Raw genomic sequence first — 13546 nt, 5'->3', positions numbered from 1 at the left:
GAGACCGGTCCTGTCGCATCGCGGTGTGCGAAGTCTGGGTACGCATCGCCGTCATCCGCCGGGGCATGGTGCCCCTCGCAGACGTGCCGATCCGCGCTCAAACCTGGAGCGACGCAGTTCGATCTTCGGGAGCTATCTCAGGCGATGGGGGGCCGGTAGTGACGGCGGAACGCGCCCGCGTCGCCGATCACATCAGGCTGCGCTTCACAGCGCGCATGCGGCACGACGAACTCCGCAATCGCGGGAGCTTGAGGCGACACGGCGCTGAAGCACAGCACCGAGCCGCAGCAGGTGGCATGCCGGTCGCCAGGCCGGCCCTGATCGTCGTCGCAATCCCCGGCCATCGCAACGTCATGCGAATGCACAGTGGCACCTTCATCGTGCGCGTGCTCATGCGCGGGCTGATCGGCCGGATGCTCGCATTGAATCGATGCATCCAGAGCGGTCGAGATCGCAAGCGACGGTGTCATCGAGGCAAGCAGATATGCGATGGCGACAAGCCATCCCCACCACCTTCGCCTTGGCTTTCTCAAGCCAATCATCTGTGCACCCACTGCCTCGACCCGGAACATATAGCTCTGGTTGCAGGAACGGCCAACAGAAAACGACACGCACGGCATCGTCAATGCAAGAGCGACGATGAGCGTCGTGCTCTGCGCAGGATTTCAAGGTTCGGCGCCCCTATCCGGCCGCGCGATTCATCGCGAAATGAGCCTCATATTTTTTTGCCGAATTCTGTAATGTGTAGCACCCATCTCCGTCGCACGCTCGAACCGGTCAATGATGCTTCATCCAGCCGACGCCCTTGATGTCGTTGAACGAGTCGGTTCTGTGACACAGAAAGCATTGATTGACCGATGCGTGCTCCTGCCCCGTGATCATCTGATCCATCATGACGAAGTGGCCCATATAGTGGCTCGGCGGCGCCTGATGGCATTGGGCGCAGTCCCTCGACGTTGGCGAGGGGTGCAGGAAGCCTGCGATTTTCCAGGACGCGAGCCCATGACACTCCGCGCAGTCCCGTCCAAACAATTCGCGGTGCGGCTCCCGGTTGCTGTGGCAGCCGGCGCAATCGAGCTCCGCCCTTTCCCGCCGGTCGGACTTTGGCAGGCCCAGAAACGTCTTCAGGTCCGCCGTCAGTTGATCGGAAGCGGCCCGGTCGAACCATGCCCCGCCGGGGGTAGGCCTCGCGACCTGAAGCAGTGAGGCGTGGTCCATCCTGATCGGCCGCAGCTCGCCGATGTGCTCAAGATGGCAGCCCGAACATTGGCTGCCCGCCGCGGCGTGAAACGCCGTCGATTGCTTGGCGAGATCCCCGGCGGAAGGCGCATGACAGGAGATACAGGCCACCGGATCGACGCCTCTGACCGGCGTGTGGCAGCTCTCGCATCTGTCGGTCAGAAATGCATGCTTCTCGGAAAGAGGCCCTGGCGTCACAAACCTCGTCCACCCCGGAACGACCTCGGAGCTGCCCCGATAGAGAGCGATCGACACGACCGCCGCGCTCGCGACGGCCAGTGACGCGATCACGGCGTAGAGCACGCCCCTGACCGTCACGCGAGCCACCGCAGCCCGTAGTAGACCTCGGCCGCCACATGCACCGCGAGCAACGCATACATGACGATCGCCGCCATGACATGCAGCCCGATCCACTGCAGGAAGATTCTCTTGATTGCTTCGCTCGATCCGATCGCCGATTCGAGGTCGGAAATGCCATCGACGAGCTGCAGCACGGGCACATTCTGCAACGCCGATGCAGGCACGGCGGCCCCGTCACGCACCACCCGATCGGGCAACGACATAGCCGACGCTATGTGCTCATAGGCCGACCTCAAGGTCGCCAGATGCGACTGCTGCTGACGGAGCTCCATCGCGGTCTGCGGCAGGTAGTAGCGCCCGACAAATCCGGTGACGACTACGACCAGCATGCTGGTCACCAGTGCGATCCCGAGCGGACTTTGAAATTTGTGGCCCGTGTGCAGAAGCGCGAGAAATGCCGCGACGATTCCTGCATAGGCGTGAAACGCCAGGAGCGTCGGCATCGACACGCATCGCGTGACCAGAGCCTTCATACTCATGCTGTATTTCGTCATCGGATAGACGAGAAGAAGAATCATCAGCACGGCCGCACCGGCCCCGAGGACAAAGCCGGCGAGGCTTCCTGCGAACCTGATATCGGAGTGCAGCAGGAACGCCGGCACCAGCAACAACAGGGCCGCCAGAGCGACGTCGGCGATCAGGCGCCCTCTCCGATCCATCATGTCAGGCCTCGACGACCAGATCTCCGACCGATCTCGCCTGGCAGGCCAGGATCAGACCGTTCCCCTTGTCGTCCACGGTCAGGGCGTCCTGGACTTCCATCGTGACGTTTCCTTGCAACAGATGTGTCTTGCAGACGCCGCAGACCCCGACCCGACAGGAATAATCGATCGAAACCCCCGCACCTTCGGCCACCTCCAGGACGCTCTTGTCCGGAGGCAGCGCCACAACCCTATCGGATGTCGCAAAGCGAATGGTCGCCGTTGCAGGACCGACTGTTGCAGCCCTTCGATTGCTCGCCTCAGTCGCCGGCATTTGCGCTTCGGCCGCGACTTTGCCGGGAGGTGGAACGGCGCCGCGGGCCGGCCCAAAGGCCTCCGTCTTGATCTGCTCGCGCGGCACGCCAAGCCCGATCAACGTCTTCCTGAGCGCGTCCATCATGCCGGGCGGACCGCACAAATGAACGCGTCGTCTGGTGAGATCAGGCACAGCCTGCGTCAGGAACTCGGCCGTGATTTGCCCCTCGCTTCCCATCCACGACGTGCCCGCGGCCCGCACCATCGTGGCCGCGACGTGCAGATTGTTCATCCTGCGCTGAAGATATTCCAGCTCGTCCCGGAAGATGAATTGCTCGGTCGTCTGCGCGCCATAGACAAGGTAGATCTGGCCGGGCCACGCGATGTCCGAGAGATACCGGATCGCCGCCATCAGTGGCGTGATGCCGACCCCGCCACCGATCAGGACGACGCTGTCGGCTTCCGTGCCGGTGAACGTGAAGGCGCCGGAGGGGCCCGCAACCTCGATGAGGTTTCCAGCCTTCAGCTGGCCATGCATGTAGTCCGACAGAAGCCCGCCGTCTTCGCGCTTGATCGTGGTCTCGACATAGGCGGTCTGGGCCGCGGACGACGCGATCGTGTAGGAGCGCCTGACGGTCTTTCCGTCGATCTCGATGGCGTAGGTCAGGAACTGTCCCGGCAGGAACGCAAAAGGAATCGCGCCACCGTCCGGTGCTTGCAGACGGAAGGTCTTCACGTTCGGCGTCTCCTGATAGATCGCGCAGATCTTCAGTCCGCCCTTCCAGGAGCGGCCCGGTTCGACTCGTGCAGTGTCGCGATTTGTCTGTTGCGCAGGTGTCACCACGGCCTTCTCGTCCGGCGAGCTGACGGCCGTCGCGGATGGGACGGCCGCGGCAACAGCCGGAACGGCCGCAGCGCGCGTCAGCCGATCGACCAGCGCGTTCGCCCGGCGCATGCGCGCGACATAGACGGCAATCAGCGTGAGCGAGAACAGCACCAGCAGCGCCATGGTCGTGACGTGAAACCAGGAGATTCCCTGCGTGCCGTCATCCGCAGCCATGGCACCGCGTTGGGGCAGCAGGTTCATCTGCGACTTGAACCACGCCTGCGCGATCTGCAGCGGCGGCTTGCCCTCGTGCAACGAACGCAGCGCGACCACGCCGCTCTGAACCGCGTTCAGGGACTCGCGAAGCCGCCGCGACGCCTGATCCGCCGCGACGCTATCGCCTCCGGCGATAGCGTGCCGCAGATCCATCTCGGCGGTCGCCAGGCGATCGGCCTCTGCGCTGATCCGCTCGCGCGCCTGAACCTCCAGCCTGCTCCGCTGCTCGGCGGACAGCGCCGGCATGTCCATCAATGCCGGGTAGAACTCCTTGCGCGGCCGGCCCATCATGCCGTCCATTCCACCCATCATCCCCGGCGCTGTGCCGCTGGGCGGCACATCGGCCGCACCGCCTGCGGAGCCGGACGCTGCGGGATGATGTGCAGCGTGGTCGTCCTCTGCCTGCGCCAGCTCCCAACGCTGAGCGACCTGCCCCGCCGGATGCGCGCGGCCGAGGCCGAAGTCCGAAGCGAGCGCCGCATTCGCCACAAGCTGGCTCGTCAGGACGACGAGCGCAGACAAGCCGGCTCGACATCGAAGGGGCAGACCGAACATGATCTCGCTCTCGATTCCAGAGCTCAGAACGATGCAATCAGAGGCAGCAGGATCGTGTCTGCCGTCTGTTTCTGGCTCTCGTTCAACGACGCGTAGAGCCGCGTGAAGGCCAGGCGGGCCGATTTGATGGCCTCCAGACGCTCGGACAAATGCCGTTCGTAGTGCTCCAGACGATCGGCGCTTCCCGACCTGTCATCCATCGCGAGCACCTTGCGCGCTTCCAGCAGGTGCTGCCGGCTCGAACGCAAGGCGTCGGCGACACTGTTCCAGTCGGCGGCCTGCTTGTCGCTGATCTGCAGCTCGGCCTTCAGGAAGGCGATCCGCCCCTCGATCCGCTCTGTCACATCGACCGGGCCGCTCATCGCACCGCTGCTGCCGGACGAACCCATCTGGCCGCGCATCATCTTCTCCATCATTTGCATCATCTGCATCATGCCGGAACTCTCCTGACAGCCGGCGCCCTGGCAGTCCCGCATCTGGCTTTGCGGCGCCATCTTCATCTTGTCGTCGTTCATCCGACCGCCGCTCATGTTCTGCGGCTGCCCCGCTGGCTGGCCCATGTTCATCTTGTCGCTGGAATCCGACGGCGCCGGCATCTTCGACATCTTGTCGTCATCCATCATCGCGGACTGCGTATGGCCAGCGGCGATTGCGGACGACAGCCCAACCGGCCCCAGGGCAAGGACGGCAAAGGCGGCTGCGCTCAAGGCGAATTTTCTCGAAGGATTCATGGTCTTTCTCCAGGGGTTTGATTCGGATGGTTCTCTCCTCATCGAGATCTGCGATGAGGACAGCGTGGGCGGGTCAGGCCATATAGACGCGAAGCGCCGGCAACTCTTACGCACGGAGGTGTCAAAGGCCGCTGCGACCAACTTGGAAGTCGTCATTCGCCTGCCTCCCCGCGCTGCTCGGACGATCGACTTCTGTCCACGCCTTTCGACCAGGTCCGGTAGTAGGCGACGCCCGTCATGATCCAGAGACCCGCGGCGCCAACGAGGATCTGAGCCAGAATTCCCTCCGATCCGAAATCGAGCAGGAAATGCGCAATGAACGAAAGGAAGAGACCGACGCAGAACACCGGCAGGGATTGCTGGCCGCATCTGATCAACGGCTGCAGCAAAGGCGACTTCAGCCCCGGCCAGTCGATCGGAATGAGCGAGACGACGATGAACACCAGGCTCGCCAGATGGATGACGCGATAAGGCCCCAGATTGGTCTTGTCGTTTGGAATGAAGACGGCGGCGAGCCCCTCGGGAATGTAGTCCCGCAGTCCCGGAATTCGTTCCGCCAGCGTCATCGCGAGCGCAAGGATCAGGAAGCCGCTACTGAGGACGAGCAGCGTGCGGGACGACAGCAGCCAGCGGCTTGCCGCCGCCCCTCCCAACGCCAGCCAGGCTCCGAATACGAAAAGCAGTTGCCAGGCGAACGGATTGAAATACCAGACTCCGGCCGGATAGGACGGCAGATTCAATTCGTAATGTCGGGCGGCCAGATAAAGACCGAGCGAGCCGATCATCACTGCATTGCGCCATCGCAGCATGAACCAGAGCACGACGGGAAACGCGGCCATCAGCACGATGTAGAGCGGCAGAACGTCGAGATTGAGCGGCTTGAACTTGAGTATCAGGCCCTGCGAGAGCGTCTCGACGGGAAAGTTCATGAGCGGCGCGACGTTGAACTGATCCATCAGATGAAGATCGTCAAAGCTGTGCGCGATGTAGTGCACGGCCGTGAGATAGACCAGGAACAACAGCAGGTGAGCGACATAGAGCTGCCACACCCGCCGCAGCAGCCGGGTTGCGCCGATGACGAAGCCACGCTCCATCATCATCGAGCCGAATACGAACGTCGCGGTGTAGCCGGAGATCAGCACGAACAGATCGGCGCCATCGCTGAAGCCGTAGTTTCGCGTCGTGAACCAGGCGAGCGCAGAATCCGGAATGTGCCCGAGAAAGATCAACCAGTTCGCCAGACCCCGAAACAGATCCAGTCGCACGTCGCGCCGTGGCTTGAGCAGCACCGACCTGATCGTGATCGTTTCCCATAACCGGCGATGCAAGAGAAACGCAACTTGCAAGGGCCGACCGGGGGCGTGAATGGTCTCGTCAGTCAACGGTGCGTTCTCCATCTCTGCGGTCAACTTTTGTCGGATCGCAACCGTGTCGCCGCTCATTCGCGCGGCACGCTAGGTTGCGTCATCGACGCAGGTTTGACGGACATCAAACCCGATCGGCGCACCAGCCAAATCTTTTTGTGATTCAATCGCGTAATGAATCGAGGCGCCCGTCGTCTTCCACCGGAAGAGTCATCGGCCACGACATCTCTCGGGATGCTCGAGGGCTTTGCGCGCGACCTGCGATTTCTCGCAGCGGCGAGAATTTTTCTCTGTAAGAAGATCGACGTTTCTCGTCGCCTGCGGCAACACGACGATCCGCGCAACGACGCACGCGAGCGCGCGCGTCGACATTTGATCTTGCTCAACCTACACAATCAAGCTCCGGGTTTGGTTGCTGCTCGATCGAGCCACCGGGACTTGATTGACACCAACTCGACGAGATCAACAGGAGAAACCAGAATGAGTCACCGCAAGCTGATCGTCGCCGCCGCGATCATGTCGTTCGTTGCGTTGCCCGCCATGGCGCAGACGAGCACGACCGATGAGAAGAACGGCCATCACTACTCGGGCGGACCGAAGACCGAGGTCCCTCACCATATGGGCAAGAAAGAGAGCGACGGCGGGACGACCGGCGGATCTGGCGGCAGCCACCATTACGGCGGCGGACCGAAGAGCGAAGTCCCGCATCACACGGGTCCGAAGAAGCAGCAATGACGATCGCGCAGTGATCCCGCCGCTCGCGAACGCCCAAAACAAAATCGCCCGGGAGCGGACATCCACTCCCGGGCGATCGATGACTGGAGGTCGTACGATCTAGTTCGGCACCGAAGCCTTCGACGCGGGCTTGGCCGCAACCGCGTTGGCGGTCACGCCGTGCAGGAAGTCGTACGCCGCATGCAGAGCCTTGTCGTCCTCCTCCTTCGGCGGAACGTAGGACTGCGATCCGGTCTGCTCGCCACCCTCGCCGGCTGAGAGATGTCCGCGCATCTGGGACTCCGCCATGGTGTCCATGCGGCCCTTCAGCTCCGGCGGCACGTCCTGCAGGATCTCAATGTCGGGGGCGATGCCCTGGGCCTGGATCGAGCGGCCGGACGGCGTGTAGTAGCGCGCCGTGGTCAGCGCCAGCGCGCCATTGCCGGCACCGAGCGGAATGACGGTCTGCACTGAACCCTTGCCGAACGAGCGCGTGCCGATGATGGTCGCACGCTTGTGATCGTGCAGCGCGCCGGCCACGATCTCGGAAGCCGAGGCCGAGCCGCCATTGACCAGAACCACCAGCGGCTTGCCCTTGATGAGGTCGCCGCCATGCGCGGTGAAGCGCTGGGTCTCTTCCGGATTGCGGCCGCGGGTCGAGACGACCTCGCCGCGCTGAAGGAAGGCGCTCGACACCGACACGGCCTGGTCGAGCAATCCGCCCGGATTGTTGCGCAGGTCGACCACGTAACCGACGAGCTTCTCCTGAGGGACATCCTTGGTGATCGAGGCGATCGCCTTCTTCAGGCCGTCGGTGGTCTGCTCGTTGAACGAGGTGATGCGGACATAGCCGATGTCACCGTTCTCGACATGGAAGCGCACGGGACGCACGTGAATGATCTCGCGCTTGATCGCGACGTCGAGCGGGACGTCGGCGCCCTTGCGCACGATGGTGAGCTTGGTCTGGGTATCGACCGGGCCCTTCATCTTGTTGACGGCCTGCTCGAGCGTCATGCCCTGCACGGCTTCGCCGTCGATCTTGCTAATGAGGTCGCCGGACATCAGGCCGGCCTTCGAGGCGGGCGTATCGTCGATCGGCGAGACGACCTTGACGAGGCCGTCTTCCATCGTGACCTCGATGCCGAGGCCGCCGAACTCGCCGGAGGTGGTCTCCTGCATCTCGGTCCAGGCCTTCGCGTTCATGTAGCGCGAGTGCGGGTCGAGCGAGGTCACCATGCCCGTGATCGCCCCTTCGATCAGCTTGGCATTGTCCGGCTTTTCGACATAGCTCGCCTTGACGCGCTCGAACACCGTGCCGAACAGGTTGAGCTGGGAATAGGCGTCATCCGCGCTCGCTGCCGCTCGTGCTGCCCATACACCGCCGTGCGGGCTGGCTACCAGAAGGGTCAGACACGCTCCAGTGAACGCGCCCAGAGGGAACAGCAGGGATTTCCGCATGGATGGCCTGGCCTTTTTTGCTTGGCGGTTCGCTTGAGCTTGCTTGAGCTCGTCTCTCGAGACTTTGGGAAGCGCCATGCAATTGGCGATCCAGTCCGTTTCTCACAATACCATTCTGGTTTCTTCAAGGCCGGGATGCACCGCCGACCGGTACACCGCAAAAATCGCTTCGTTCGGGCCTAAACTTTTGGCAACGTTGCAGGACTGGCCCGTCCCAAGGGGGAATCGGTGCGCCGGTCCAGCCTCGCAGCCATGCCATTTTAGGATGGTTTTGGAGCGCTGGACGGGCTAGGCGATGACACAAGGCTTCAAATTCTCGGGAGGATAACAATGAACGAGGCACCCCGCATCCGGCCGGAACGGAACGTCGAGCTTGGCGCCAGCAACGAGCAGTTCCAGAACCTGCACGAATTCATCCGGAAAGCGCGGGCCAACCTCAACCAGAACGCCTGGGACTACATCGTCGGCGCCGCCGAGACCGAAACCACGATGCGCCGCAACCGCATGGCGCTGGACGAGATCGCCTTCCGCCCGCGAGTGCTACGCGACGTCCGCAAGGTCGACGGCTCGGTCCAGCAGTTCGGCCGCAGGATGCGCCTGCCGGTGGTGCTCGCCCCGGTCGGCGCACTCGAGATCTTCGATCCGGATGGCGCGGCGAGCGTCGCGCGCGCTGCCGGCACCTTCGGTGCGGCGCACATGCTGAGCTCGGTGTCCGAGCCCGGCCTGGAGCAGACTGCGGAAGCCGCGCCCGATGCGCTCCGGCTCTATCAGCTCTATGTCCGCGGCGACGACGCCTTTGTGGCCGATGTCGTCAGCCGGGCCGAGAAGAGCGCCTATGCCGGCTTCTGCCTGACTGTCGACACCGCCCATTACAGCCGTCGTGAACGTGACATCGCCAAGCGCTACGTCCGCGAGAGCCGCCTGCGTGCCACCGGCGGCGATTTCCAGAAGGGCCTGGAGTGGCGGACCGTGAAGATGATCAAGAACAAGTTCCGGATTCCGCTGATCCTGAAGGGCATCGCCACCGCCGAGGACGCCCAGATCGCGGTCGATCACGGTGTCGAATGGATCTACGTCTCCAACCATGGCGGCCGCCAGCTCGACCATGGCCGCGGCGCCATGCATGTGTTGCCCGAGATCGTCGAGGCCGTGAAGGGTCGCGCCAAGATCATGGTCGACGGCGGCATCTGTCGCGGCACCGACATCGTCAAGGCGATCGCAGCGGGCGCGGACATGGTCGGCATCGGCCGGCTGCAATGCTGGGCGCTGGCGGCGGCTGGCGAGGCCGGCGTCGCGCGGATGCTGGAGCTGCTGGAGGATGAGGTGCTGCGCTGCCTCGGCCTTTTGGGCGCCACGTCATTCGCCGAGGTCGACAAATCCTGCCTGCATCCGGCGACCGCCACCAACGCGCCGAGCGTGTTCAGTGCATTCCCGCTGTTCGACCACGATCCGTATCGATACTGATGAAAAGGACGCAATGACTTCGCTCTCTCCCGGCAGCGCGGATGCGCTGCTGTTCGATCTCGGGCGCGTGGTGCTCGACATCGACTTCTCCAAGGCGATCGCCTGCTGGGCGGACCATGCCGGCTGCCAGCCCGAATCCATCGTCGCGCGCTATGTGCGTGACGAGGCCTATCGGCTGCACGAGGTCGGCAAGATCAGCGACGAGGATTATTTCGCCTCGCTGCGTGCATCGCTCGGCATCGGCATTTCGGACGCGCAGTTCCTGGAAGGCTGGAACGCGATCTTCGCCGGCGAGATGCCTGACATCGCCGAGCTGCTGCCGCGTGCGGCGAAGCAGATGCCGCTCTACGCCTTCTCCAACACCAACCGGCCGCATGTCGACTATTTCTCGAAGGAATATGGCGAACTGCTCGGCCATTTCCGCGCGCTGTATCTGTCGTCCAGCATCGGCCTGCGCAAACCGGACGCGGAAGCCTTCGACCACGTTGTCACCGCGATCGGCGTGCCCGCGGAGCGTATCGTGTTCTTCGACGATCTCGCCGAGAACATCGAAGGCGCGCGGGCATGCGGACTGACGGCAGTGCATGTGACGTCGCCACGCGACGTCGGAAACGCCTTGAAGGCATTGGGCATCTGACGATTTCCGCTGAGCGGGAGGCGCCAACGGAGGGCAAGTCTTCTGGAACCAATTTTGCCCGAAATAGGAACCAGAACGCTTTGTGCATTTTTGTACGGAGTTCCGGGAACGGAATGGCCCCTTCCGGACTCTTGAGTCCGCTGGGACTTCTACAACGGACTTATCGACGTGCTGGGCAAAACCTATCTCACCAAGCAAGCCTCTCTCCTGTTAGAGTTCGCGAGAACCACCTCGGATTCTGACCTTTCCGCCAAGCTGATCAGCAAGGCCGCCGACCTGAAATCCCAGGCCGATCCGCTGCCCGACAGGGATCAAGGCCCGAAGGCTCCCGACGTCGCGCTGGACGACGGGCCGGACCGGCCGACCGGGAGTTGAGCGATGCTGGCCGTGGCGCTCGTCATTCTCGTCCTCGCCATGGCCCCCCTTCTGCCCATCTGTCTCGTTCTCTGGATCATGCCACACCGAGCCTGAATCTGCCTTCCATACTGGGCTGGAAGCGGCAGGATAAATCGCGCCCGCTCCGCAATTTTGCCTCTGCCCCCGCGCTCGGCTAGAAGACTGTCGGAACATTTCGTCCGAACGTGCCGAGCAGGAGTTTCGCCGTGGCCTTGATGCCGGTTTCCGACGCCCTTGCTGCGGTGCTGGCGGGTGCAGAGCCGCTGCCTGCAGAGATGGTTTCACTCGACGAAGCCTACCATCGCGTGCTCGCGCAGGACGTCGCTGCGCGGCGCACCCAACCGCCCCAGGCGATGTCGGCGATGGACGGCTATGCCGTGCGCGCGGCCGACGCGGCGACCATCGATTCCAGGCTGACGATGATCGGTGAGGTCGCCGCGGGCCGTCCGTTCACGGGAAGGGTCGGCGCCGGCGAAGCGGTGCGGATCTTCACTGGCGGTGTCGTTCCCGACGGCGCGGATGCAGTCGTGATCCAGGAGGACACGATCGCCGAAGGCAAGCAAATAACGATCAAGGAAGCCGCGATCGTGGGTCGCCACATCCGCCCCGCCGGCGTCGATTTCCGCGAGGGTGACGTCCTCCTGCGCAAGGGAACCCGTCTGACAGAGCGCGATCTCGCCCTCGCCGCCGGCATGAATCACCCGCATCTCGCCGTTTGCCGCCGCCCGAGGGTCGCGATCCTTGCCACTGGCGACGAACTGGTGATGCCGGGCACCACGCCCGGGCACGGCCAGATCGTCTATTCCAACGGCTACGCCCTGCACGCGCTCGCCCGCAGCGAGGGCGCCGAGACCATCGACCTCGGTGTTGCCGCCGATACGCTGGAGGCCACCACCGCCGGCATCCGCCGCGCGCGCGAAAGCGGCGCCGACATCCTGATCACGACCGGGGGCGCATCGGTCGGCGACCACGATCTGGTCCAGCAGGCGCTCAAGGACGAAGGCATCGCGATGGCGTTCTGGAAGATCGCGATGCGGCCCGGCAAGCCGATGATGCACGGACGGCTAGGGGCGATGGGCGTCATCGGCCTGCCCGGCAATCCCGTATCGTCCTACGTGTGCGCGTTCCTGTTCATGGTGCCGCTGATTCGGGCGCTGTCGGGCCGTTCGGTTGTTCATCATCATCGCGAGCGCGCCGTACTGGGCCGCGATCTCGGCGCCAACGACCAGCGCGAAGACTATCTGCGCGCGCGCCTGGAGCTGCGCGACGACGGCACCCTCGTCGCCCTTCCCGTCAGCCATCAAGACTCCTCTCTGCTTGCGAATCTTGCTGCAGCACAGGTACTTCTCGTGCGCGCACCGTTTGCGCCGAAGGCCGAGGCCGGCAGCCCCTGCGAGATGCTAAGGCTCCCCGTCTGAACTGCGCGGCCACACGCATTCCGTGAGTTTCGTTCTGTTCACGGTAAATTAAGCAGTTGCGGAACACATATCGAACATATAGTGTCCGTTCATGATTTGTTTCGAGCATGCAGCGGCTTATCGCTGAATTCATCGTCTCGGAATCGAACGACATCAACCGGGGGACTTTGGTCGAGATGTTAACGCGCAAACAATACGAGCTTCTGCGGTTCATCAGCGAACGCTTGAAGGAAAGCGGCGTGCCGCCGTCCTTCGACGAGATGAAGGATGCGCTCGACCTGCGCTCGAAATCGGGCATCCATCGCCTGATCACCGCGCTCGAGGAGCGCGGCTTCATCCGCCGCCTGCCCAACCGCGCCCGGGCCATCGAAGTGATCAAGCTGCCCGAGCTCCAGGCTGCCGCCGGCAACCGACGCGGCTTCACGCCAAGCGTCATCGAAGGCAATCTCGGCAAGGTACGCGCGAGCTCCAGCCCGTCCGCAGACGAGGGCGAGCGGCCCGTGGCGGTGCCGGTGATGGGCCGCATCGCGGCCGGCACCCCGATCGAGGCATTGCAGACCCGCAGCCACACCATCAGCGTGCCGCCCGACATGCTCGGCTCCGGCGAGCATTACGCGCTCGAAGTGCGCGGCGATTCCATGGTCGAGGCCGGCATCCTCGACGGCGACATGGCGCTGATCCAGCGCAACGAGAGCGCCGATACCGGCGATATCGTTGTGGCGCTGATCGACGACGAGGAAGCCACGCTCAAGCGCTTCCGTCGCCGCGGCGCCTCGATCGCGCTGGAGCCCGCCAATGCCGCTTACGAGGTGCGCATCCTGCCGCCGAACCGCGTGAAGATTCAGGGCAAGCTGATCGGGCTTTACCGCAAGTACTGATACCGGAAGTACTCGGCGCCTCGCGCGCGCCTTCGATCGGCGTCGCCGATCAGAGATTGGAGCGGATGATGGTCCGCTCCGGCTGGATAGTCTTTCTGGTTCTGCACAGATTATCCGGCCCCCTCCTCCTTTCGCGACATCCTCGGCAGGCCGCTGCGAAGCAACATCGCTTCGCGGCCTTTCGAGTTCGAGGGGGACAGCCCAATGCGCCAGATCGTTTGAGCGCAGCCGCAGCAACGCTGATGGCTCCTCAGCATCGCAAGCCGTTGTCGCG

At 63.6% G+C, this 13546-nt stretch carries 13 protein-coding genes; 6 read left to right on the top strand and 7 right to left on the bottom strand.

Features of this window, described 5'->3' with window-relative positions; all coding sequences use genetic code 11:
* Positions 1 to 137: 137 nt before the first annotated feature.
* From AABA84_RS31655 to AABA84_RS31630, 6 genes are all read right to left on the bottom strand, one after another.
* Positions 138 to 611, bottom strand: a complete 474-nt coding sequence (locus AABA84_RS31655; RefSeq protein WP_338314083.1) for a hypothetical protein — start codon at positions 609 to 611, stop codon at positions 138 to 140.
* A 166-nt stretch (positions 612 to 777) separates the two neighbouring features.
* Positions 778 to 1557, bottom strand: a complete 780-nt coding sequence (locus tag AABA84_RS31650) for a cytochrome c3 family protein (RefSeq protein WP_338314082.1) — start codon at positions 1555 to 1557, stop codon at positions 778 to 780.
* Positions 1554 to 2261 carry an iron reductase gene (locus AABA84_RS31645; RefSeq protein ID WP_338314081.1) on the bottom strand — a complete coding sequence of 236 codons (708 nt, stop codon included), beginning with the start codon at positions 2259 to 2261 and terminating at the stop codon, positions 1554 to 1556. The genes AABA84_RS31650 and AABA84_RS31645 overlap by 4 nt, the downstream gene beginning before the upstream one ends.
* Before the next feature lies 1 nt (position 2262).
* A complete protein-coding gene (locus tag AABA84_RS31640; protein ID WP_338314080.1) occupies positions 2263 to 4212 on the bottom strand; it encodes an FAD-binding oxidoreductase in 1950 nt (649 codons plus the stop codon).
* Between the two features lie 23 nt (positions 4213 to 4235).
* Positions 4236 to 5099 carry a Spy/CpxP family protein refolding chaperone gene (locus AABA84_RS31635; RefSeq protein WP_338314079.1) on the bottom strand — a complete coding sequence of 288 codons (864 nt, stop codon included), beginning with the start codon at positions 5097 to 5099 and terminating at the stop codon, positions 4236 to 4238.
* The gene (locus tag AABA84_RS31630; RefSeq protein ID WP_246550705.1) at positions 5096 to 6325 is read right to left on the bottom strand and encodes an OpgC domain-containing protein; all 1230 of its coding nucleotides are present in this window, start codon (positions 6323 to 6325) and stop codon (positions 5096 to 5098) included. The genes AABA84_RS31635 and AABA84_RS31630 overlap by 4 nt, the downstream gene beginning before the upstream one ends.
* Before the next feature lie 462 nt (positions 6326 to 6787).
* On the opposite strand from AABA84_RS31630, the gene AABA84_RS31625 reads away from it, so the two are divergent.
* Positions 6788 to 7042, top strand: a complete 255-nt coding sequence (locus AABA84_RS31625) for a hypothetical protein (RefSeq protein ID WP_212250934.1) — start codon at positions 6788 to 6790, stop codon at positions 7040 to 7042.
* A 99-nt stretch (positions 7043 to 7141) separates the two neighbouring features.
* Here the strand turns inward: AABA84_RS31625 and AABA84_RS31620 are convergent, their stop codons facing one another.
* Positions 7142 to 8479: a S41 family peptidase gene (locus AABA84_RS31620; protein ID WP_212250933.1), complete on the bottom strand. Its 1338-nt coding sequence runs from the start codon at positions 8477 to 8479 to the stop codon at positions 7142 to 7144.
* Between the two features lie 330 nt (positions 8480 to 8809).
* On the opposite strand from AABA84_RS31620, the gene AABA84_RS31615 reads away from it, so the two are divergent.
* The 5 genes from AABA84_RS31615 (at position 8810) to lexA (ending at position 13272) form a co-directional block, all read left to right on the top strand.
* Entirely contained in the window at positions 8810 to 9943 is a 1134-nt protein-coding gene (locus AABA84_RS31615) for an alpha-hydroxy acid oxidase (protein WP_338314078.1), read from the top strand.
* 13 nt (positions 9944 to 9956) lie between these two features.
* Positions 9957 to 10580 carry an HAD-IA family hydrolase gene (locus AABA84_RS31610; RefSeq protein WP_338314077.1) on the top strand — a complete coding sequence of 208 codons (624 nt, stop codon included), beginning with the start codon at positions 9957 to 9959 and terminating at the stop codon, positions 10578 to 10580.
* 168 nt (positions 10581 to 10748) lie between these two features.
* Positions 10749 to 10955 (top strand): hypothetical protein, encoded by a 207-nt coding sequence (locus AABA84_RS31605; RefSeq protein WP_212250929.1) that lies wholly within the window; start codon positions 10749 to 10751, stop codon positions 10953 to 10955.
* 227 nt (positions 10956 to 11182) lie between these two features.
* Positions 11183 to 12394: a molybdopterin molybdotransferase MoeA gene (locus AABA84_RS31600; RefSeq protein WP_212250927.1), complete on the top strand. Its 1212-nt coding sequence runs from the start codon at positions 11183 to 11185 to the stop codon at positions 12392 to 12394.
* 176 nt (positions 12395 to 12570) lie between these two features.
* A complete protein-coding gene (lexA, locus tag AABA84_RS31595) occupies positions 12571 to 13272 on the top strand; it encodes a transcriptional repressor LexA (RefSeq protein WP_091965799.1) in 702 nt (233 codons plus the stop codon).
* The last annotated feature ends 274 nt before the right edge of the window (positions 13273 to 13546 follow it).

Origin of the sequence: Bradyrhizobium sp. TM239, from assembly GCF_036247985.1 — a bacterium.
GTDB lineage: Bacteria > Pseudomonadota > Alphaproteobacteria > Rhizobiales > Xanthobacteraceae > Bradyrhizobium > Bradyrhizobium ottawaense.
This window is presented reverse-complemented; position numbering and strand designations above follow the sequence as displayed.

Bases quoted from the DNA above. Each gene is read 5' to 3' on its own strand.
- AABA84_RS31645 (WP_338314081.1), bottom strand. From the start codon at position 2,261: ATGATGGATCGGAGAGGGCGCCTGATCGCCGACGTCGCTCTGGCGGCC.
- lexA (WP_091965799.1), top strand. From the start codon at position 12,571: ATGTTAACGCGCAAACAATACGAGCTTCTGCGGTTCATCAGCGAACGC.
- AABA84_RS31620 (WP_212250933.1), bottom strand. From the start codon at position 8,479: ATGCGGAAATCCCTGCTGTTCCCTCTGGGCGCGTTCACTGGAGCGTGT.
- AABA84_RS31635 (WP_338314079.1), bottom strand. From the start codon at position 5,099: ATGACGACTTCCAAGTTGGTCGCAGCGGCCTTTGACACCTCCGTGCGT.
- AABA84_RS31615 (WP_338314078.1), top strand. From the start codon at position 8,810: ATGAACGAGGCACCCCGCATCCGGCCGGAACGGAACGTCGAGCTTGGC.
- AABA84_RS31610 (WP_338314077.1), top strand. From the start codon at position 9,957: ATGACTTCGCTCTCTCCCGGCAGCGCGGATGCGCTGCTGTTCGATCTC.
- AABA84_RS31640 (WP_338314080.1), bottom strand. From the start codon at position 4,212: ATGTTCGGTCTGCCCCTTCGATGTCGAGCCGGCTTGTCTGCGCTCGTC.
- AABA84_RS31625 (WP_212250934.1), top strand. From the start codon at position 6,788: ATGAGTCACCGCAAGCTGATCGTCGCCGCCGCGATCATGTCGTTCGTT.